This is a genomic window from Tropicibacter oceani, from assembly GCF_029958925.1.
In the GTDB taxonomy this organism is placed as follows: Bacteria; Pseudomonadota; Alphaproteobacteria; order Rhodobacterales; family Rhodobacteraceae; genus Pacificoceanicola; species Pacificoceanicola oceani.
The window spans coordinates 2,652,659-2,672,416 of record NZ_CP124616.1; the positions used below are offsets into that span (position 1 = coordinate 2,652,659).

Sequence of the window (19,758 nt, forward strand, 5' to 3'; positions counted from 1 at the left end):
TTTTTGTTCTATCACGACGAGCGGATCAGTTGGCCGAGGCCAGCTCTTTGGGCAGGCGGAAGGTCCAGAGCAGACCACCCTGGTTCAGGTAGCTGACCTTTTTGGCCACTTCGCCACCCCAGAGCGGAACCGCGCCGCCCCAGCCCGAGATGATCGAGACGAACTGTTCGCCGTCCTGTTCCCAGGTGATCGGCTGGCCAACGATGCCCGAGCCGGTCTGGAAGGACCACAGGATCTCGCCTGTTTCATCGTCCAGCGCCAGGAATTCACCTTCGGGGGTGCCAAAGAACACCAGGCCGCCAGCGGTGGTCATCACGCCGCCCCAAAGCGGGGCCTCGTTCTTGTATTCCCACTTGGTTTCCAGCGTGTCGGGGTCGATCGCCTTGAGCGAGCCGATGTGGTCTTCGTAGTTCGGCTTGATCGTGAAACCCGAGCCGAGGTAGGCCGCGCCCTTTTTGTAGGAGACAGGCTCGTTCCAGATATCCATGCCCCATTCGTTGGAGGGCACGTAGAAGTTGCCGGTCTTCTGGGAGAAGGCCATGGGCATCCAGTTCTTGCCCCCGAGGAAGCCGGGCGAGGAGAAGACGACATCGCCTTTCTTGCCATCGGCCGCATCGGCGGGATTGCCGGGGCGGTTTTCCTCGATGAAGATCGGACGGCCGTTTTCGTCGATGCCCGAGGCCCAGGAGATATCCTTGACGAAGGGCGTGGCGCCGACATAGCCGCCGTTCACCGCATCCAGAACGTAGAAGAAGCCGTTACGGTCGGCGGTGGCCAGGCGCTGGTTGCCGGCGCGGTCGTCATAGGCGACCACTTCGTTCACGCCGTCATAGTCCCAGCCTTCGCGCGGGGTGGTCTGGAAGTGCCACTTGATCTCGCCGGTGGCGGGGTCGAGGCCGATGCGGCTGGCCGCATAAAGGTTGTCGCCCATGCCGTCGTCGGACGGGGTGCCCGCGCCGCGCAGGTGGCTGTTCCACGGCGCCGGGTTGCCGGTGCCCATGATGATCGTGTCGGTGCGCGCATCATAAGATCCGCCAAGCCAGGTGGCGCCGCCGCCTGTCTTCCACAGATCACCGGGCCAGGTCGCGTTCAGCGTGCCGGTCATGGTGCTTTCTTCGCCGTTCAGCGTGCCCATGTGGCCTTCGATCACGGGGCGGGTCCAGACCATTTCGCCGGTGTCGGCGTTGCGCGCCTGCACTTCGCCGACGATGCCGAATTCACCGCCCGAGTTGCCGGTGATGACAAGCCCGTTCACGATCAGCGGCGCAGCGGTATAGGAATAGCCGGCCTTGTAATCCTCGATCTTGTCGCGCCAGACCACGTCACCGGTCTTGGCGTCCAGCGCCACGATGCGGGCGTCCAGCGTGCCAAAGATGACCTTGTCGTTGTAGAGCGCCGCGCCGCGGTTGATCACGTCACAGCAGGGCAGGATGCCTTCGGGAAGGCGGGCGTCGTACTGCCACAGTTCCTTGCCGGTCTTCACGTCGATGGCATAAAGCCGCGAATACGACCCGGTGATATACATCACCCCGTCATAGACCAGCGGCTGGGTTTCCTGCCCGCGCTGCTTTTCGCCGCCCAGGCTGAAGGCCCATGCGGGGACGAGGTTCTTGACGTTGTCCTTGTTGAGGGTTTCCAGCGGGGAATAGCGCTGAAGGTGGCGGCCCATGCCATTGGTGACCACCTGGTTGGTGATCGTGTCGTCATTGGCCAGCATTTCTTCCGTGACCTGGGCCTGTGCGCTTGTGGCGGCAATCAGGCTGAGGGCAACGGCGGCGACGAAATTGTTCATGTGTCTCCTCCCGTGAACAAGCATCGTTTTGCCCCGGGGATTGACCGCCGGAACCGGTGCTGGGTCAAACTCTATAAGAAGAAGCGGTTTTGCCGGAACGGGCCATAGGTCGTACGACCCATGGCGACTTGACAGCCGCGGTTTGCCCGGAACCCAGAATCGGCAGAATCGCCGGCCTTGCGCCTTTCGGGCGACTCGCGGCGAAATCGGCGGCCGCGTGGCATGCCTTGGGCGCGACTTGGCCCGCACAAAGCGTTGTGCCGCGCTTTGCCGCCGGATAACGTCTTGGAAAGCATCACGAATGCGCAGGCAACGCAGGCGAGGATACAAGGAGACGGCACATGGCATCGGCAGCAAGGCGGGCGGATCGGGTTTTGACGGCATGAAACAGGGTATATGGCTTCGCAAAACACCCGCGCCAACGGATGCCGGGACACCGGGGTGCTTCTTTGGCGGGCGGCCAAACCTGCCGGCCCAGATCGCGTGGCCCCATTACGGCGATGAAAACCTCCAGGTGCCGCTTCATTTCCTGTTGCAGATCGACCTGGCGGTGCTGCGCGATGTCCCGGGCCTGCCGGAATTTGCGCGGCAGGGGACGCTGTTTTTCTTCGTGGATCCGGTCTATGCGCCTGTTTTCGGCCACGACCTTGGCGGGGCGCGTGTGATCCATGTGCCCGGGCCTGTGGCGGATATCCCCGAAAGAGACATGCCCGGCGGTTTGCCCATCACGGACGATGGGGCCCTGACCTTTACGCCCAGCGATACCTATCTGCGCGAGATGCTTTCCGCCGGCTATCCGCGATGGCCAATCGTGCCGACCGCTTTTGCGAGGAAAGACCCGCCGGATTTCGAAGAGGAATGGATTGAACAGCACCCTGTGCTGCTGGATGCTGACGGGAACAAGTCCGGCGAGCAAACCGTGTTTCACGCCCTGTTCTTTGGCCCGGATGAGGGCGACGAGAACCGGGAGTACATGGAGGTGGAAAAGGACGCTGTTCCGCTGCTGCTGCTGCTGCTGGATTCCGATCCCGACATCGAATTCGGGTTTTCCTACACGCTGTTCTGGATCAATAAAGGCGATCTTGCAAACAATCGTTTTGAAAACATAATGATACGAGATTTCTGAAGGCGCAATTTCTGAAGCCAAGCGGCCCGGTTTGTGGATGCGTGCCGGCCGGCCAGGCATGGCGGCGCGGCCAGAGGGGCGCCGGAACGCCCCTTGGCCGCCGCGCGCCGGCGGGGCTTACTCGCCCTCGATGGCCTTGTTGTCCTGCGGCGAGATCGATCCGAGGTAGGCAAGGATGAAGTCCTGCACCGTGCGGTCCTCGATCCCGACATGGCGCATCTTGGTGCCGGGCATGAAGCCGTCGTTGTCCTCCATCCAGGCGCGCAGGGCAGCGGGGGTCCAGACGATACCCGAGGCTTCGAGCGCAATCGAATAGTCATAACCCTCATAGCTGCCCGCCGCGCGGTACAGCACGTTTTCCAGCGGCGGCCCATAGGACGGATCGCTTGCGTCGACCGCGTGGCAGCGGCGGCATTCCGCTTCGAACAGGGTCTTGCCAGCGGTCACCGTCACCTCCTGGAAGGTATCGGCAAGGGCAGGGGTGGCGGCCATGCAGGCGGCCAGAACCAGGGGGAAATTGCGCATCGTTTCAGTCCTTTCGTGATCTGCGCCCAAGATAGTCCCGGCGCCCTGAACGATGTTGATCCATGTCAACAGATGGCCTGCCGCGCCCTGTCCATTGGTCGTATATCGGGGGCTTTTATGGCTGTTACTCTGGCGCAAAGATCGCTCTGGGAGGAGAGACATGGCTTTTCTGAAAACACTCTACGGGACCACCGCCGCGCTGGTCATCACCGCTGGCGCCGCGCTGGCCGAAACCCCGGTGCTGCGCGCCGCGGTGCTGGAATACGGCACCGTCAACTGGGAGCTGGACGTGATCCAGCACCATGATTTCGACGGCGCGCACGGCTTTGAGCTGGCGGTGCAGGGCGTGGCTGGCGGCCCGGCGGCGCAGGTCGCCTTTCAGGGCGGCGCGGCCGATGTGATCGTCTCTGACTGGCTTTGGGTGGCGCGGCAGCGGGCGGCGGGCATGGACTATGTCTTTGTGCCCTACAGCCGTGCGGTGGGTGCGCTGATGGTGCCGGCAGATTCGGCGGCGCAGTCTCTGGCGGATCTCAAGGGCGAAAAGATCGGCATCGCCGGGGGGCCGCTGGACAAAAGCTGGCTGATCCTGCGCGCCTATGCCCAGCAGGAACACGGCATGGATCTTGCCGCCGAGACCGAGCAGGTCTTTGGCGCGCCGCCGCTGATCTTCAAGACCGCGCTTCAGGGCGAACTGGGCGGGGCGATCAATTTCTGGCACTTCCTGGCCAAGATGGAGGCCGGCGGGATGAAGCCGCTGGTCACCGTCGACCAGGCCGCCACCGCGCTGGGGCTGGACCCGCAGACGCCGCTGCTGGGCTATGTGCTCAAAGGTGACATGCTGCGCGAGCACCCCGACCTGGTCGAAGGCCTTGCCGCCGCTTCGCGCGATGCCAAAGATCTGCTCAGCACCTCCGAAGAGGAGTGGGATCGACTGCGCCCGCGCATGAATGCCGACAACGATGCGCAGTTCGACGCGCTCAAGGCCGGCTATCGCGCCGGCATTCCCGCCCCCGGACCGGTGGACGAAGAGGCCGCCGCGCGGATGTTGAAACTGATGGCCGATCTTGGCGGAGAAGAGCTTGTCGGGACCGCGACCGAGCTTCCGCAGGGGCTGTTTGTCCAGCCCGGATCGTGATGGCCGCGCTGCATCTGGTGCATGACAACCGGCGTCAGGCGGCCCCCCCGGTGGCCCGCCTGAGCCTGCCCGGGCTGGCGCTTGGTGGGCGCGCGGTTCTGGGCGCCATCGACCTGGCGCTGGGGTGCGGCGAAACCGTCGCGCTGACCGGCCCGTCGGGCATTGGCAAATCCACGTTGCTGCGGGTTCTGGCGGGCTTTGAAACCCGCCACCGCGGCACGGTCCAGGTGCCTGCGCGCCTGGCCATGGTGTTCCAGGAGCCCACGCTGCTGCCCTGGCGCACCCTGCGCGACAACCTGCGTCTGACCACCGACATTTCCCCGGACGAGGCGGAAAAGGCGCTGGCCGAGGTCGGTCTTGCCGGGCGCGGTGACGATTTCCCCGGGCGGCTCAGCCTTGGTCAGCAGCGGCGCATGTCGCTGGCCCGCGCCTTTGCCGCGCGCCCCGACCTGTTGCTGATGGACGAACCCTTTGTCTCGTTGGACGATGCCCTGGGGGACGAAATGATGACCCTGTTCGAAACCATGCGCGCGCGGCGCGACGTGACGACCCTGCTGGTCACCCATTCAACCACCGAGGCAAAGCGCCTGGCCAGCCGTATCCTGCGGCTGGAGGGCAGCCCGGCAACGCTGTCGCAGGCCTGACCACCTTCACTGTTTGGATAAACATGCGTGCGTAAGGGGTTGAAAAAATTACCCTTTGCGCCGCACCAGGGATCGGGCCGGATCGTATCCCCACAGCGCCAGCGCCATGAACACAGCGCTTGCCACAAGCGTCCAAAGCAGCGCCCAGGGCGCCAGTTCCATGTACAGCGCAAAGCGGATCAATTCGACCGCATGGGTAAAGGGGTTCGCCTGGCAGACATCGTGCAACAGTTCCGAGGATTCTGCCATCTTCCAAAGGGGATAGAGCGCGGAGCTGAGAAAGAACATCGGGAAGATCACAAAGTTCATCACGCCTGCGAAATTCTCCAGCTGCTTGATGAAGCTGGACAATGCCAGCCCCAAGGCCCCCAACATCAGCCCCGACAGGACCAGCGCCGGCAGCACCGCAAGATAGCCCCAAAGCGGCGCGGTGATCCCGAACAGCCCGGCGATGGCCAAAAAGGCATAACACTGCAGAATTCCGATGAAGGTCGCTCCGCAAAGTTTTGAAAACAATAAAAACCAACGGGGAAGGGGCGAGGTCAGCAAAAGCCGCATGGACCCCATTTCCCGGTCATAAACCAGACTGAGCGAGCTTTGCATGCCGTTGAACAGCAAGATCATCCCGCAAAGCCCCGGAACGATGTAGGTTTCGTAGGTGATATAGGTCTGGTAGGGCGGCGTGATCGACAGCCCCAGCGCCGCGCGAAAGCCCGCGGCAAAGACCAAAAGCCAGACCAGCGGACGCACAAGCGCCGCGATAAAGCGTTCGCGCTGATGCACGAACCGCAGGGCTTCGCGGGTGGTGATGGCGCGAAAGGCGATCAGATAGGGGTTCATGCTTCGGCTCCGGTCTGGGACAGGAACCAGTCGGACAGGGCGGCGGGCCCGTGCAAGGTGCCGGCCTGGCCCGTGGCCTTGATGCGGCCGTGGTGCAGCAGCACCAGGTCGTCATCGGAGCGCACCTCGTCGGTCAGGTGGGTGGCCCAAAGCACCGTCAGATTGTCGGCGCTGGCCAGCGCGTGCAGGTGTTCGGTGATCGCGGCGCGCGCGGCGGCGTCCAGCCCCACGGTCGGCTCGTCCAGCAGCAGGACGGATGGGGAATGCAGCAGGGCGCGGGCGATCTCGGTCCGGCGGCGATGCCCGCCATTGAGCGCGCGGGCCTTTTCACCGGCGCGCTCGCGCATGTCCAATCGGTCCAGCGCGGCGTCGATGCGCTTTGCGGCCCCGGCACCGGACAACCCGTGCAGCGCAGCGAAATAGGCCAGGTTCTGGCGGACGGTCAAATCAAGATCCAAAGTGGGCATTTGAAAGACGATACCCATCTGCGCCAGCGCCGCGCGCGGGGTTTCCGCCAGATCATGCCCGGCGATTTCGATCCGTCCTTGCGGCGCGGTGAATAGCCGGGTCAGCAGCGCGAACAGGGTCGATTTTCCCGCCCCGTTCGGCCCCAACAGGGCGGTGAAATGCCCGGGCCGCGCGTCAAAGCTGACGCTGTCCAGCGCCTGTTTCGCGCCATAGCGGAAGGACAGGTCAGAAACGCGCAGGCCCATGGCTATTCAATCGTGATATCAAGGCGTTGCGTTTCCCCGGTCGAACCCGGCACCATCAGGTGATAGCGCCCCGGCTTGATCGCGAGAAAGCCGATTTCCATTTCACCCGCCTCGTCGAATTCGATGGAATCGAGGCCAAGGGGGCGGATTTCCAGCCCTTCGACAACAATCTCGTCAATCCAGATGGCGCGAAAGAAATCCGAGCCGGTCAACGCCAGTTCCTGGCTGCCATCGCCCTGGATTTCGAATTCGTAATAGGTGCCGGATTTCAGCACCCAGGGCGCCGAGGTCAGCGGCATCCCGGCGCTCAGCGTGATCGGCTCCAGGTCCTGTTTGTTCTTGGCAGAAAGGATCCCGGCAGGGCCAAAGCCCGTGTCCTGGGCAAGCGCCGGCAAGGGCAGGCAGATCAGGGCGGCGACAAGGGGCAGGTGTTTCATGGTGGGTCCTTCGTAACTTGGTGCGTGGTTTTGGGCGTTTGTGGGCGATCAGGGCGACGGGCGAAAGGCCGCGCCCCAGGGAAAGCGCCCGACCTTTATGGATTTCAACGCCTTGCGCGCGGCGACGTCGACAACGGTGACATCGCCGGAAATGCCATTGGTGGTGAACAGCCGGGATTTGTCGGCATTGAAGGCCATGTGCCAGACGCGGCGCCCGACAAGGATGTAGTCCTCGACCTCGTAGGTCTGGGCATTGACCACGGCCAGGTGGTTTGCCGGTCCGAGCGCGACAAAGGCGTGGGTATCCCCGGCGGTCAGTTCGAACCCGACGGGCTGGACGCGGTCTGGGTGGATGTTGGGCAGTTCAAAGGCGATCTTCGCCTTTTCGGCCTGGGTGGCGGTATCGAAAACGGTGATCGTGCCGCCAATCTCGGACGAAACCCAAAGCTCGGCTCCGTCCTTGACGAATTCGGCGTGGCGCGGGCGGCTGTCCACAAGGGTGTTGGCAAACAGCTGCTGGGTCGCGGTGTCGATCCAATGCGCCATGTTGGTGGTTTCAGAGGTGGTGATGGCGATCTTGCCATCGGGCGAGACGGCCATGCCTTCGGGTTCGATGCCAACGTCGATCTGGGCGATGACGTGGCGCGACTGGGTGTCGACGACCGTGGTGATCGCGTCGTCTTCGTTGGCGATGTACAGGTGGCGACCGTCCGGGTGCAGCGCGAATTGTTCGGGGTCCTCGCCGGAGGGCAGATCATGCAGGATCTCGCCGGTTTCGGGGTCCATGACCTGGACAGCGTCGCTGTCCGAGGCGCAGATGTAGACCACCGAATAGTCATGGGAAAAGATGATGCCGCGCGGACGTTCGCCGGTGGGGATGGTGCGCGTGACCTCGAGCGTGGTGACGTCGATGACGGAAATGCTGTCGTCCTTTTCATTGGTCACCCAGATTTCGTCGGCCTGCGCGGGGCAGGCCAGAAGCAGGGCGGCGAGGAGCGGCGTGTATTTCATGGGTCGGTCCTTTTTGGCGGTGTTGCAACGAGGGGCGCTGCCCCTCGCGCTCCCCGGGATGTTTTGGGCACAAAGAAACAAAGGGTCACTGCGCGAAGGCAGAGCAGGGTGTTTCGGGGCGGTCGAGCCCCAGGGTGTCGAGTTCGGAGGTCTGGTGCAGGAAGCCTTCGAGCGGTGGCTGGGCGACGAGGGCGCCGCGATGGGTCAGGGCGATCGGCTGGCGCAGCTGGCCGTTCCAGGGGCGAAAGGTCAGCGGACGCCCCTTGAAGCCGCCGAGTTCGAAGTCGGGGCCAAGGATATAGGCACGCAGGCCGGGGGCATCGGCGGCGCCGGTGCGGGTCACGGCCTCGCCCAGGGTGCGCAGGGCGGCCCAGGCGGCATAGTCGACAGAGTCCATCGGCCGGCCAGCCAGGGTTTCGAAGCGCGATTGCAGCTGGGCGGCGCCCCATTGTTCTACGACGCGGTCCCAGGCCTTGGGGGTCAGACCTTCGGCCCCGGCGACGGGGCGCGGGCGCCAGGTGTTGTAGGGAATGTAGCGGGCGAAATCATTGCTTTCGTCGGCGACCAGAAGCACATCGTAGTCGCCCAGGTCCTGGGTGAACAGCGGCACCTCGGCGCTGGCGTTGCGGCGCATGTCGGCGTCAAAGGCCCAGGTCTTGCGGGCGCGGATCTTCAGGCCGAACTTGTTGGCCGAGCGGTCGTAAGCCTGGGCCATTTCGGCGTCGCCGGGGCCGCTGCCTTCGATCATGGCGATCTTGTCCCATTTGCGGGTCACGAAGAACTGCATCAGCGCATCGGACAGCATGGCGCGCGATGGCAGGGTGTGAAGCAGGTTGGCGCGGCAATCCGCGCCGCGCAGGTCGGTGTCGGGGGCCGAGGCGTTGAACAAAAGCGCCTGCGCCGCCTGCGGCAGATCGGCGGCGGCCAGCAGCTGGTCGGCGGGCGCATCGAGGATCAGCAGATCGGTTTCGGCAAGCGCTGCGCTGACAGCGGCCAGGAAATCGCCCCCCGGAGCGACCGAGGTTTGCGTCAGCGTCCAGGTCTGGCCGAGGAAACGGCCGGTGGTGCGGTTGTCCTCGAGCGCCAGTTGCGCGCCGCGCAACCCCAGGTCGGCGGGCGGAGCGTCGAGGTTGGACAGGGTCGGCGGCTGCGGCACCTCTTGCCGGATGTAGTGCACGAGGATTTCGGCCGCCTGCAGCGGTGCGGCAAGAACTGCCGTCAAAAGGCATGACGCGATGAACGGTCTGATCATGGACGGGGGTCCTCCTTGGGGGCAGGCTATCCCAGGGGGTGGGGCGCTCAATACGACCAAGGTGCAGTTTGCAGGCCGGCCCCGGCGCCGTCCGCGCCACGAAAGTCCAATAGTGCGACCGCCGCCGCATGGCCTAAACCCTAGGACAACGGGAACGGAGATGCTCCGGAGGAGACGACATGACCAAATTCACCATGACCCTGGCCCTTGGGGCCCTGATCCTTGCACCGGCGCTGGCGCTGGCCCATGGCGATGTCGCCCCGCAGGCGGTGGACACGGCCGGGCTGCCGGAAAACGGCGACGACTGGCTGAGCGAGAACCCCTACCGCGCGGAAACCGCCGGTGAGGAGGTCTGGGCCACCGCCGTCAAGGTGGGCGCATCGGGCTACAACCAGAACTGCGCGCGCTGTCACGGGCTTGAGGTGATCTCGGGCGGGCTGGCGCCTGACCTGCGCTTTCTGGAGGCCGAGGAATACGGCGACGAATGGTTCATCGAACGGTTCCGCGACGGCTATACCCAGAACGGCGTGACCAAGATGCCGGCCTTTGGCGAGCTTTTGGGCCAGGACGCGGCCTGGGCGATCCGCACCTATGTCGAAACCCGCCCGGACGATGCCTCGATGGAGGAGGTTTCGGATGAGCTCAAGGCGCTGCGCGATGAGCTGACCGCCTGGGCCGAGGACCCTGCGGGGGCCGACAGCGATGCGGTCAAGGGACGGCTGAGCGAAATCGCGGCGGGGATCGAAACCCTGTCCGGGGCACCGGTGGCCGACAGTGCCGCCAGCCGCGCGGCGGTGTTCATCGACGGCACCCAGGACGGGTTCCGCCAGGCGGCCGAGGCCTTGACGATCGGATTGTCAGCGGCACACTGATCCAGGATCGGGCAGGGGGAGGCGCGAGATGATCGGCAAGACTTGGCAGACCGCGCGGCAGCTGTTGCTGGCGCCGGTCCTTGTGGCGGGGCTGGCGGGGGGCGCCGAGGCGGCCGACCCCTGCGCCGATCATGTCCCGCAGGCCAAACCTCAGAACGCCAGCCGAGACATCGTCGGGCAGGACATGGACCAGATCCAGGAGCGCGGCTACATGACCGTCGCGGTCTATGAGGATTATCCGCCCTACAGCTGGCGCGACGGCGGGCAGGCGCGCGGGGTCGATGTGGATATCGCCCGGCTGATCGCCGAGTATATCGGGGTGAAGGCGCAGTTCCGCTTTGTCGCGGCCGGCGAAAACCTCGAGGCGGATCTGCGCCACAACATCTGGCAGGGTCCGGTGGTGGGCGGCGCGGTGTCGAACCTGATGATGCGGGTGCCCTACGATTCCAGCTTTCAATGCCGGGTCGAGCAGGCGGTGTTTCCCGGGGTCTACCACGAGGAAAGCATCGCCATCGCCTATCGCGAGGATGCCTATCCCGATGGCGGCCCGGTGCCGGCCTATTTCCGGTTCGACACGGTGGCGGTCGAGAACGATTCCATCGCCGATTTCTACCTGACCAGCTTTGCCGGCGGGCAGACGGCGGCGGGGGTGCGGCGCTATCCGACCATGCAGGACGCGATGCAGGCCCTGAACACCGGCGAGACGATGGCCGCCATGGGGCCGCGCGCGCAGCTGGAATTCTTTGCCGGTCAGGGCGTGGCGATTCACGAACCGCCCCTGGCGGGCCTGGCGAAATCGAAATGGCCGCTTGGGACCGCGTCGCATTTCGCCTACCGTGCGTTTTCCTACAGTGTCGATGACGCGGTGGCCGAGGCCCTTGCCGATGGCCGTATCGCCGCCATTTTCGAATCTTACGGGCTCAGTCATCGCCCGCCGCAATGGTAACTTTGAAACCCCGGCGTAAGCCATTGGTCTAATATGCCCCGCCGCGCAAACGCGCCTAGGCTTGGCATCAAGCAAAAGGACACTACCCATGCAAATGAGCGATTCCCGCCAGATCAACGCACCGCAGGATGTGGTCTGGGCCGCGATCCTGAACCCCGATGTGCTGAAGGAATGTGTGCCGGGCTGCACCGAAATGGCCGGCAGCGCCGAAGACGGCTTTGAGGCGACGGTCGTGCAGAAGGTCGGCCCGGTCAAGGCAACCTTCAAGGGGCAGGTCACCCTGTCGGATGTGGATGCGCCCAATACCGTGACGCTGAACGGCGAAGGCAAGGGCGGCGCGGCCGGGTTTGCCAAGGGCGGCGCGGTCGTCACCCTGGCGCCGGGCGAAAACGGCGGCACGCTGCTGACCTATGACGTCGACGCCAGCGTCGGCGGCAAGCTGGCGCAGCTGGGCAGCCGGATCATCGACGGCTTTGCCAAGAAGATGGCCGACCAGTTCTTTACCAATTTCCAGGAGGCGGTCGAAGGCCCCTCGAACGAAGCCGAGGCCGAGGAGGGCCACGGCACCGAGCACAAGAAAAAAGGCTGGTTCAAGCGGTTGGTGTCGTAAGACCCGCGCCGGACCCGTCCAGAAATCAAGAAAATTCCCAAGGGAGGAGTGAGATGGCAGAAGTAACGATGAAGGTGAACGGCAAGACCGTCACCAAGTCGGTCAAGGGCAATACGCTGATGACCGAATTCCTGCGTGACGAATTGCGCCTGACCGGAACGCATGTGGGCTGTGACACCTCGCAGTGCGGCGCCTGCGTGATCCATGTCAACGGCGAAGCGGTCAAGGGCTGCACCATGTTCGCCGCCGAAGCAGACGGCGCCGAGGTCGCGACGATCGAAGGCATGGCCAATGCCGACGGGTCGCTGAACGCGATCCAGCAGGCCTTTCAGGATCATCACGGGCTTCAGTGCGGGTTCTGCACGCCGGGCATGGTGATGTCGGCGGCGGCGCTGCTGAAGGACAACCCCAAGCCGACCGAACACGAGGTGCGCGACTACCTCGAGGGCAACATCTGCCGCTGCACGGGCTACCACAACATCGTCAAGGCGATCCTGGCCGCATCCGGGCAGGATGTGTCGTCGATCGCCGCTGAATAACTCGTGCGCAAGGCGGGGCAGACATTCCCCCGCGCTGCGCGCCTGAACCGATTGTAGGGCGGGGTTCACCCCCGCAACCCCAAGGGAGGATTATACCATGCCGAAAGATCATGGCATTGGCGCAAGCCCGAAGCGGCGCGAAGACGTCCGCTTTTTGACCGGCGCCGGAAATTACACCGACGACATCAACATCTATGGCCAGACCTATGTGCATTTCCTGCGCTCGGACATGGCGCATGGCAAGATCAACAAGATCGACACCAGCGCGGCCGAGGCCATGCCCGGCGTCGTGCGCATCTTTACCGGCGCCGATTTCGAAGGCGTGGGCGGTCTGCCCTGCGGCTGGCAGGTCACCGACAAGCACGGTGAGCCGATGAAGGAACCGGCCCACCCGGTCCTGGCCCAGGGCAAGGTGCGCCATGTTGGCGATCCCATCGCCGCCGTCGTCGCCGAAAGCCTCGAAGAGGCGCGCAACGCCGCCGAGGCGATCGAGCTGGACATCTCCGAACTGCCCGCCGTGGTCAACATGAAGGCCGCCCTGGAGCCCGGTTCGGCCAAGGTGCACGACGATCTGTCCGACAACCTGTGCTATGACTGGCAGTTCGGGTCCGATCAGGAAGCCATCGACAAGGCGTTTTCGTCAGCCGCGCATGTCACCACGCTGGAATTGGTCAACAACCGCCTGGTTGCCAACCCGATGGAGCCGCGCGTGGCCGTGGGCGATTACAGCCGCGCCAATGACCAGAGCACGCTGTACACCACCAGCCAGAACCCGCATGTGATCCGGCTGCTGATGGGCGCCTTTGTCCTTGGCATCCCCGAGCACAAGCTGACCGTGATCGCGCCCGACGTCGGTGGCGGTTTCGGCACCAAGATCTTTCACTACGCCGAAGAGGCGTTCTGCACCTTTGCCTCGCGTCAGATCAACCGCCCGGTCAAATGGACCTCGACCCGGTCCGAGGCCTTCATGTCCGACGCCCATGGCCGTGACCACGTGTCCAAGATCGAACTGGCGCTGGATGCGAACAACAACTTTATCGGGCTGCGCACCGACACCTATGCCAACATGGGGGCCTACCTGTCGACCTTTGCATCCTGTACGCCGACCTGGCTGCACGGCACGCTGATGGCCGGCAACTACAAGACCCCGGCAGTTCAGGTGAACGTCAAGGCCGTCTTTACCAATACCGTCCCGGTGGACGCCTATCGCGGCGCGGGCCGCCCCGAGGCGACCTTTCAGCTGGAGCGTGTGGTGGACAAGGCCGCGCGCGAGCTGGGCGTCGATCCGGTGGCCCTGCGCCGTCAGAACTTCATCACCCAGTTCCCCTATGCGACCCCGGTCGCGGTGGAATATGACACCGGCGATTACAACGCCACCATGGACACGCTGGAACAGATGATCGACCGCGCCGGGTTCGAGGCGCGCCGCGCCGAAAGCGCCAAGCGCGGCAAGCTGCGCGGGCTGGGCATCAACTGCTATATCGAGGCCTGCGGCATCGCGCCGTCGAACCTTGTCGGGCAGTTGGGCGCACGTGCGGGCCTGTATGACGCGGCAACCGTGCGGGTGAACGCCACCGGCTCGATTTCCGTAATGGTCGGGGCGCACAGCCACGGTCAGGGCCACGAGACGGTGTTCCCGCAGGTCGTCGCGGAAATGCTGGGCATCGACGAAAGCATGATCGACATCGTGCACGGCGATACCTCCAAGATCCCCTTCGGCATGGGCACCTATGGGTCGCGGTCGCTGGCGGTCTGCGGATCGGCGATGGTTCGGGCCACCGAGAAGATCATCAACAAGGCCAAGAAGATCGCCGCCCACCTGCTGGAGGCCTCGGAGGCGGATATCGAGCTGAAGGATGGTCAGTTCAGCGTTGCGGGCACCGACAAGTCGGTGGCCTGGGGCGATGTGACCCTGGCCGCCTATGTGCCGCACAACTACCCGCTGGAGGACATCGAGCCGGGCCTGGAGGAAACCGCGTTCTACGACCCGGCGAACTTCACATATCCCTCGGGCGCCTATGCCTGCGAGCTGGAAGTGGACCCCGAGACCGGCAAGATCGAGATCCTGCAGTTTGCCGCCGCCGATGATTTCGGCAACGTGGTGAACCCGATGATCGTCGAAGGCCAGGTCCATGGCGGGCTGGCTCAGGGGATCGGGCAGGCCATGCTTGAAAACGCGGCCTATGACGAAAACGGCCAGCTGCTGAGCGCATCCTACATGGATTACGCAATGCCGCGCGCCGATGACGTGCCGTTCTACAAGGTCGACCATTCCAACGTCACCCCCTGCACGCACAACCCCTTGGGTGTGAAGGGCTGCGGCGAGGCCGGGGCGATCGGATCGCCGCCCGCATTGGTCAACGCCGTGCTGGACGCGCTGAACGGCGGCGGCCACGATGTCGCGCACATCAACATGCCCCTGACGCCGTCGCGTGTCTGGGCCGCGATGAACGGCTGATTGCACAAGGCAGGACCGGGGGCGCTGCCCCCGGACCCCCGGGATATTTCTGGCACAAAGAAACATGGGCGCAGGCCCGGATTTCTGGCCTAGGAGGAAAGAAACGATGTATTCATTTGAACTAGTGCGCCCCAGCAGCCTGGCCGATGCGGTTACGGCATTGGGGCAGGACGAGGCGCAGGCGTTGAGCGGGGGGCAGACCCTGATCCCGACGCTGAAACAGCGGCTGGCGTCGCCTTCGGTTCTGGTCAGCCTGTCGGGCATCGACGCGCTGAAGGGCATCAGCGAGGCGGGTGGCGTCCTGACCATCGGCGGTGCCACCACCCATGCGGCGGTGGCGGCCGGGGCAGGGGCCTATCCGGCGCTGGCGGCGTTGGCAGGCAACATTGGCGATCCGGCGGTGCGCAACCGTGGGACCATCGGCGGAAGCCTTGCCAACAATGACCCGTCGGCCTGTTATCCGTCCGCGGCCCTGGGCAGCGGCGCGACGATCGTGACCAACACCCGCGAGATCGCGGCGGACGACTATTTCCAGGGCATGTTCGCAACCGCGCTGGACGAGGGCGAGATTGTCACCGCGGTCAAGTTCCCGATCCCGGAAAAGGCCGCTTACATGAAGTTCGAGCAGCCTGCGTCGCGCTTTGCGCTGGTTGGCGTCTTTGTCACCAAGGGGGCAGGCGGCGTGCGCGTTGCTGTCACCGGGGCGTCGAACAACGGTGTGTTCCGTTGGAGCGAGGCAGAGGCGGCGCTGTCGTCGAATTTCTCGGCCAGCGCGCTCGATGGCTTGTCGGCCTCGGCCGAGGACATGATTTCGGACCTGCATGGCACGGCGGCCTACCGCGCGCATCTGGTCGGTGTCATGACCAAACGGGCGGTGACCGCAGCGGGTTGATCCGCTGATCCGGCGCATTGGAAAGCCCCCGGACCAGCCAGGCCCGGGGGCTTTTTGCATGTTAGCGGTAGATTTGATCAAATTGCCGGAAATTGCGGCAAGGGGGGCTTTTCCTTGGGCGCAACTGGCCTATGCTGCCGGCAAACCTTGGAGGATGCCATGAACGAGATGAGCCCCGACCGCCCCAGCCTGAAACCCAAGGACGCGCCCGATCTGGGGCGGTTCGACTGGGAAGACGCCTTTCGCCTGGCCGACCAGCTGAGCGAAGAGGAACGCATGCTGGCCGATGGCGCGCGCGCCTTTGCCGAGGAAAAGCTGGCGCCGCGCATCATCAAGGCCTTTGAAGAGGAAACCGTCGCGCCCGAGGTCTTTGCCGAGATGGGCGAGATGGGCCTGTTGGGCATCACCGTCCCCGAGCAATACGGCGGGCTGGGCGCGGGCTATGTGTCTTATGGTCTTGTCGCGCGCGAGATCGAGCGCGTGGACAGCGGCTATCGCTCGATGATGTCGGTGCAATCGTCGTTGGTGATGTACCCGATCTATGCCTATGGCTCCGAGGCGCAGCGGCAGAAATATCTGCCCAAGCTGGCCAGCGGCGAATGGATCGGCTGTTTCGGCCTGACCGAACCGGACGCCGGGTCTGACCCGGGCGGCATGAAAACCCGCGCTGAAAAGATCGACGGCGGCTATCGGCTGACCGGATCGAAAATGTGGATTTCCAACGCGCCGATCGCCGATGTCTTTGTGGTCTGGGCCAAGTCCGAGGCGCATGGCGGCAAGATCCGTGGCTTTGTTCTGGAAAAGGGGCTGAAGGGCCTGAGCGCGCCAAAGATCGGCAACAAGCTGTCCTTGCGCGCCTCGGTCACCGGGGAAATCGTGCTGGAGGGGGTCGAGGTGTCCGAAGACGCCCTGCTGCCGCATGTCGAGGGGCTGAAAGGGCCGTTTGGCTGTCTGAACCGGGCGCGCTATGGCATTTCCTGGGGCGTGTTGGGCGCCGCCGAGTTCTGCTGGCATGCGGCGCGGCAATACGGGCTGGATCGCAAGCAGTTCGACAAACCGATTGCCCAGACCCAGCTGTTCCAGCGCAAGCTGGCGGATATGCAGACGGAAATCACGCTGGGGCTGCAGGGCTGTCTGCGCGTTGGCCGTCTGATGGACGAAGCGCAGGGCGCGCCCGAGATGATCAGCATCCTGAAGCGCAACAACTGCGGCAAGGCGCTGGATATCGCGCGGATGGCGCGCGACATGCACGGCGGCAACGGGATTTCGGCGGAATTCCAGGTGATCCGCCACATGTTGAACCTTGAAACGGTGAACACCTACGAGGGCACGCATGATGTGCATGCGCTGATCCTGGGACGGGCGCAAACCGGGCTACAGGCGTTTTTCTGAAGCTGCGCTTGCGGGATCGTTAAGCACAAGGGCAGGGGGCAACCCTTGCCCTTTTTGCATGAAAGGGATGAAGGTGATGCCAGACCGTTTGGGAGGACGCCTGACATGAACCTGCATGCAATGCTGAGCGCGCGCGCCGCCGGGGGCAAACCGGTGCGCGTCGGGCTGATCGGGGCCGGGAAATTTGGCTCGATGGTGCTGGCGCAAGCGCGCAAGATCGACGGCTATCACGTGGTCGGCGTAGCCGATCTGGACGTGGGCAAGGTGCGCGCATCCTTGCAGCGGACCGGCTGGGAAAAGGACGAATACAGCGCCACGTCGTTGTCCGACGCCATGGACAGCGGCAAGACCTTTGTCACGGACGATGCGGCGGCGCTGTGCGGCTTTGACGGAATCGAATGCATCATCGAGGCGACGGGGCACCCCTTGGCGGGTACGCGCCATGCGCTGGCGGCGATTGACGGGAACAAGCACATCGTCATGGTCAACGTCGAGGCCGACGTGATGGTCGGCCCGATCCTGGGCAAGATGGCCCGCGACAAGGGGCTGGTCTATTCCATGGCCTACGGCGATCAACCGGCCTTTATCTGCGAATTGGTGGATTGGGTCCGCTCTTGCGGCTTTGAGTTAACATCCGCCGGTAAGGGTATGAATTTCAGACCAGAATACCGATATTCGACCCCCGATACGGTCTGGGGCTATTTCGGCTGGTCCGAGGAATTCGTCGCCAAGGGGGACTTTAACCCCAAGATGTACAATTCCTTTACCGATGGCACCAAGGCGGCCATCGAAATGGCTGCTGTCGCCAATGGCACCGGTCTGGATTGCCCGGACGATGGATTGGCGTTTTATCCCACGGGGTTGCACGATCTGGCGCAGGTGTTCAAACCGGCCGCCGAGGGCGGCAGACTGCCGAAAAGCGGGCTGGTGGACATCGCCGCCAGCATGGAGCCAGACGGGCGCAAGGTGGTGAACAATATCCAGTACGGCATGTTCGTGACCTTTCGCGCGCCGGATGACTACACCCGGGGCTGTTTCGAGCAATACGGACTTTTGACTGACAAATCAGGCTGGTACGGGTCGATGTGGAGACCGTTTCACCTGATCGGACTGGAAACTTCGGTCTCGGTGCTGTCGGCGGTTCTGCGCGGCGAACCAACGGGCAGTTCGCGCGAGTTTCGCGGCGATGCGGTGGCCACGGCGAAATCAGACCTGAAGGCCGGCAGCTATCTGGATGGCGAGGGTGGCTTTGCCACCTGGGCCAAGGCGATCCCGGCGAAACAATCCGTGGCCATCGACGCGCTGCCCATGGGGCTGGCGCATCACGTCAAGCTGAAGACCGACATCAAGCGGGACCAGATCATTCGCATGTCCGACGTCGATTTCACCGACGATCTGGACGTTGTCGCGCTGCGCCGCGAACAGCTGCGCAGCATGGCACCGGACTGAACGCCGCATGAGGGGACTTTAGGGAAGCGGCAAAGGCGTGCAGTTTAAGTCCTATAATCAGTATTATGTAAATATAAGACCAATGCAGATACGTCCAGAACCCCTGTTAACCTGCGAAAACCACGGTCTTTTCATGGGTTCCCACAAGAAACCTGTCTCTGACCCAAGCTGATGCTGGACAGACCCCCGACCAAGCGCTTAGCCTTTTATCTCGGTGATCCTGCGATCCCCGGATCTGCAAGGAAACCAACCAGACGACGGCACATCGCGTGCTTGGGAGACACGAAAATGAAGGCCGACCTGCGCGACTATCTGATTGACCTGACCAACAAGGATAGCGTCGAACAACTTTGGCAGGCCCATTGCGCCCGCATGGCGGATTACGGCTTTGACCGGCTGATCTATGGTTTCACCAACTTCAAGACCGAAAACTCGCTGGGTGATCCCAACGATTTCGTCGTGCTGACCAACCACACGGCGGCCTATCGCAAAGGCTTTGTCGAGGATGGCCTGTATCGCCACGCGCCCATGGTTCGCTGGGCGCTGAAAAACGAAGGCCATTGCAGCTGGCGTGTGATGGCGCCGCGCGTGACCGCCGGCGATCTGAGCGACAAGGAACGCCAGGTTCTGGAATTCAACCTGTCGCACAAGGTACACGCGGGCTATACCATCAGCTTCAAATCGGTTTCCAGCCGCGCCAAGGGCGCCATTTCCCTGACCACCCGGGCCGAGATGAACCAGGACCAGGCCGACCAGATCTGGGCCGAGCATGGCAATGACATCGTGCTGCTGAACAACATCGTGCACCTGAAAATCCTGACGCTTCCGGTGCCGCTGAAGAACCAGACCCTGACGCCGCGCCAGCGCGAGGCGCTGGAATGGGTTGGCGATGGCAAGACGATGCAGGATATCGCGCAGATCATGGGGCTGACCCAGGCGACCATCGAAAAACACCTGCGGCTGGCACGCGAAACGCTGAACGTCGAAACCACGGCGCAGGCCGTCGCCAAGGCGGCGTTTCACAACCAGATGTACATCATCGAAGCCACCTGAAACCGCCCTGCCCGGCCGTTTCAACCGCCTGTTTTCAAAACTTGAATCCGTTTGCGCCGCTTGCGTGAAAAC

At 63.7% G+C, this 19,758-nt stretch carries 19 protein-coding genes; 12 read left to right on the top strand and 7 right to left on the bottom strand.

The window, feature by feature from the left end; genetic code table 11:
- Positions 1-25: 25 nt before the first annotated feature.
- A complete protein-coding gene (locus QF118_RS12805; protein ID WP_282299444.1) occupies positions 26-1,792 on the bottom strand; it encodes a PQQ-dependent methanol/ethanol family dehydrogenase in 1,767 nt (588 codons plus the stop codon).
- Between the two features lie 301 nt (positions 1,793-2,093).
- Here QF118_RS12805 and QF118_RS12810 point away from each other — a divergent pair, with 301 nt between their 5' ends.
- Positions 2,094-2,918, top strand: coding sequence for a DUF1963 domain-containing protein (locus QF118_RS12810; RefSeq protein ID WP_282299445.1), 825 nt, complete (start codon positions 2,094-2,096; stop codon positions 2,916-2,918).
- Between the two features lie 117 nt (positions 2,919-3,035).
- Here the strand turns inward: QF118_RS12810 and QF118_RS12815 are convergent, their stop codons facing one another.
- Positions 3,036-3,443, bottom strand: a complete 408-nt coding sequence (locus tag QF118_RS12815) for a c-type cytochrome (RefSeq protein WP_282299446.1) — start codon at positions 3,441-3,443, stop codon at positions 3,036-3,038.
- A gap of 160 nt (positions 3,444-3,603) precedes the next feature.
- Here QF118_RS12815 and QF118_RS12820 point away from each other — a divergent pair, with 160 nt between their 5' ends.
- Both QF118_RS12820 and QF118_RS12825 read left to right on the top strand, forming a co-directional pair.
- Entirely contained in the window at positions 3,604-4,578 is a 975-nt protein-coding gene (locus QF118_RS12820) for an ABC transporter substrate-binding protein (RefSeq protein ID WP_282299447.1), read from the top strand.
- A complete protein-coding gene (locus QF118_RS12825; protein ID WP_282299448.1) occupies positions 4,578-5,222 on the top strand; it encodes an ABC transporter ATP-binding protein in 645 nt (214 codons plus the stop codon). The genes QF118_RS12820 and QF118_RS12825 overlap by 1 nt, the downstream gene beginning before the upstream one ends.
- 48 nt (positions 5,223-5,270) lie before the next feature.
- On the opposite strand, the gene QF118_RS12830 is transcribed toward QF118_RS12825, so the two are convergent.
- From QF118_RS12830 to QF118_RS12850, 5 genes are all read right to left on the bottom strand, one after another.
- Positions 5,271-6,062, bottom strand: a complete 792-nt coding sequence (locus tag QF118_RS12830) for an ABC transporter permease (protein WP_282299449.1) — start codon at positions 6,060-6,062, stop codon at positions 5,271-5,273.
- A complete protein-coding gene (locus QF118_RS12835) occupies positions 6,059-6,775 on the bottom strand; it encodes an ABC transporter ATP-binding protein (protein ID WP_282299450.1) in 717 nt (238 codons plus the stop codon). Before QF118_RS12835 ends, QF118_RS12830 begins: the two co-directional genes overlap by 4 nt.
- Before the next feature lie 2 nt (positions 6,776-6,777).
- On the bottom strand, positions 6,778-7,212 hold the full coding sequence (locus QF118_RS12840; protein ID WP_282299451.1) for a cupredoxin domain-containing protein: 435 nt from the start codon (positions 7,210-7,212) through the stop codon (positions 6,778-6,780).
- A 48-nt stretch (positions 7,213-7,260) separates the two neighbouring features.
- Positions 7,261-8,223 (bottom strand): YVTN family beta-propeller repeat protein, encoded by a 963-nt coding sequence (locus QF118_RS12845; protein WP_282299452.1) that lies wholly within the window; start codon positions 8,221-8,223, stop codon positions 7,261-7,263.
- An 85-nt stretch (positions 8,224-8,308) separates the two neighbouring features.
- The gene (locus tag QF118_RS12850; protein WP_282299453.1) at positions 8,309-9,475 is read right to left on the bottom strand and encodes an ABC transporter substrate-binding protein; all 1,167 of its coding nucleotides are present in this window, start codon (positions 9,473-9,475) and stop codon (positions 8,309-8,311) included.
- A 179-nt stretch (positions 9,476-9,654) separates the two neighbouring features.
- On the opposite strand from QF118_RS12850, the gene pedF reads away from it, so the two are divergent.
- The 9 genes from pedF (at position 9,655) to QF118_RS12895 (ending at position 19,686) form a co-directional block, all read left to right on the top strand.
- On the top strand, positions 9,655-10,347 hold the full coding sequence (gene pedF / locus QF118_RS12855; protein WP_282299454.1) for a cytochrome c-550 PedF: 693 nt from the start codon (positions 9,655-9,657) through the stop codon (positions 10,345-10,347).
- A 28-nt stretch (positions 10,348-10,375) separates the two neighbouring features.
- Complete coding sequence (locus QF118_RS12860) at positions 10,376-11,293, top strand: substrate-binding periplasmic protein (protein WP_282299455.1); 918 nt, start codon at positions 10,376-10,378, stop codon at positions 11,291-11,293.
- A gap of 88 nt (positions 11,294-11,381) precedes the next feature.
- Positions 11,382-11,903: an SRPBCC family protein gene (locus QF118_RS12865; protein ID WP_282299456.1), complete on the top strand. Its 522-nt coding sequence runs from the start codon at positions 11,382-11,384 to the stop codon at positions 11,901-11,903.
- A gap of 53 nt (positions 11,904-11,956) precedes the next feature.
- On the top strand, positions 11,957-12,442 hold the full coding sequence (locus QF118_RS12870) for a (2Fe-2S)-binding protein (RefSeq protein WP_282299457.1): 486 nt from the start codon (positions 11,957-11,959) through the stop codon (positions 12,440-12,442).
- Between the two features lie 97 nt (positions 12,443-12,539).
- A complete protein-coding gene (locus QF118_RS12875; RefSeq protein ID WP_282299458.1) occupies positions 12,540-14,900 on the top strand; it encodes a xanthine dehydrogenase family protein molybdopterin-binding subunit in 2,361 nt (786 codons plus the stop codon).
- A gap of 106 nt (positions 14,901-15,006) precedes the next feature.
- Positions 15,007-15,792 (top strand): FAD binding domain-containing protein, encoded by a 786-nt coding sequence (locus tag QF118_RS12880; protein ID WP_282299459.1) that lies wholly within the window; start codon positions 15,007-15,009, stop codon positions 15,790-15,792.
- Positions 15,793-15,960: 168 nt separating this feature from the next.
- Positions 15,961-17,184: an acyl-CoA dehydrogenase gene (locus QF118_RS12885; protein ID WP_282302477.1), complete on the top strand. Its 1,224-nt coding sequence runs from the start codon at positions 15,961-15,963 to the stop codon at positions 17,182-17,184.
- A 105-nt stretch (positions 17,185-17,289) separates the two neighbouring features.
- Positions 17,290-18,633 (top strand): NAD(P)H-dependent oxidoreductase, encoded by a 1,344-nt coding sequence (locus QF118_RS12890; protein ID WP_282299460.1) that lies wholly within the window; start codon positions 17,290-17,292, stop codon positions 18,631-18,633.
- A gap of 288 nt (positions 18,634-18,921) precedes the next feature.
- Positions 18,922-19,686 carry a helix-turn-helix transcriptional regulator gene (locus tag QF118_RS12895; RefSeq protein ID WP_282299461.1) on the top strand — a complete coding sequence of 255 codons (765 nt, stop codon included), beginning with the start codon at positions 18,922-18,924 and terminating at the stop codon, positions 19,684-19,686.
- The last annotated feature ends 72 nt before the right edge of the window (positions 19,687-19,758 follow it).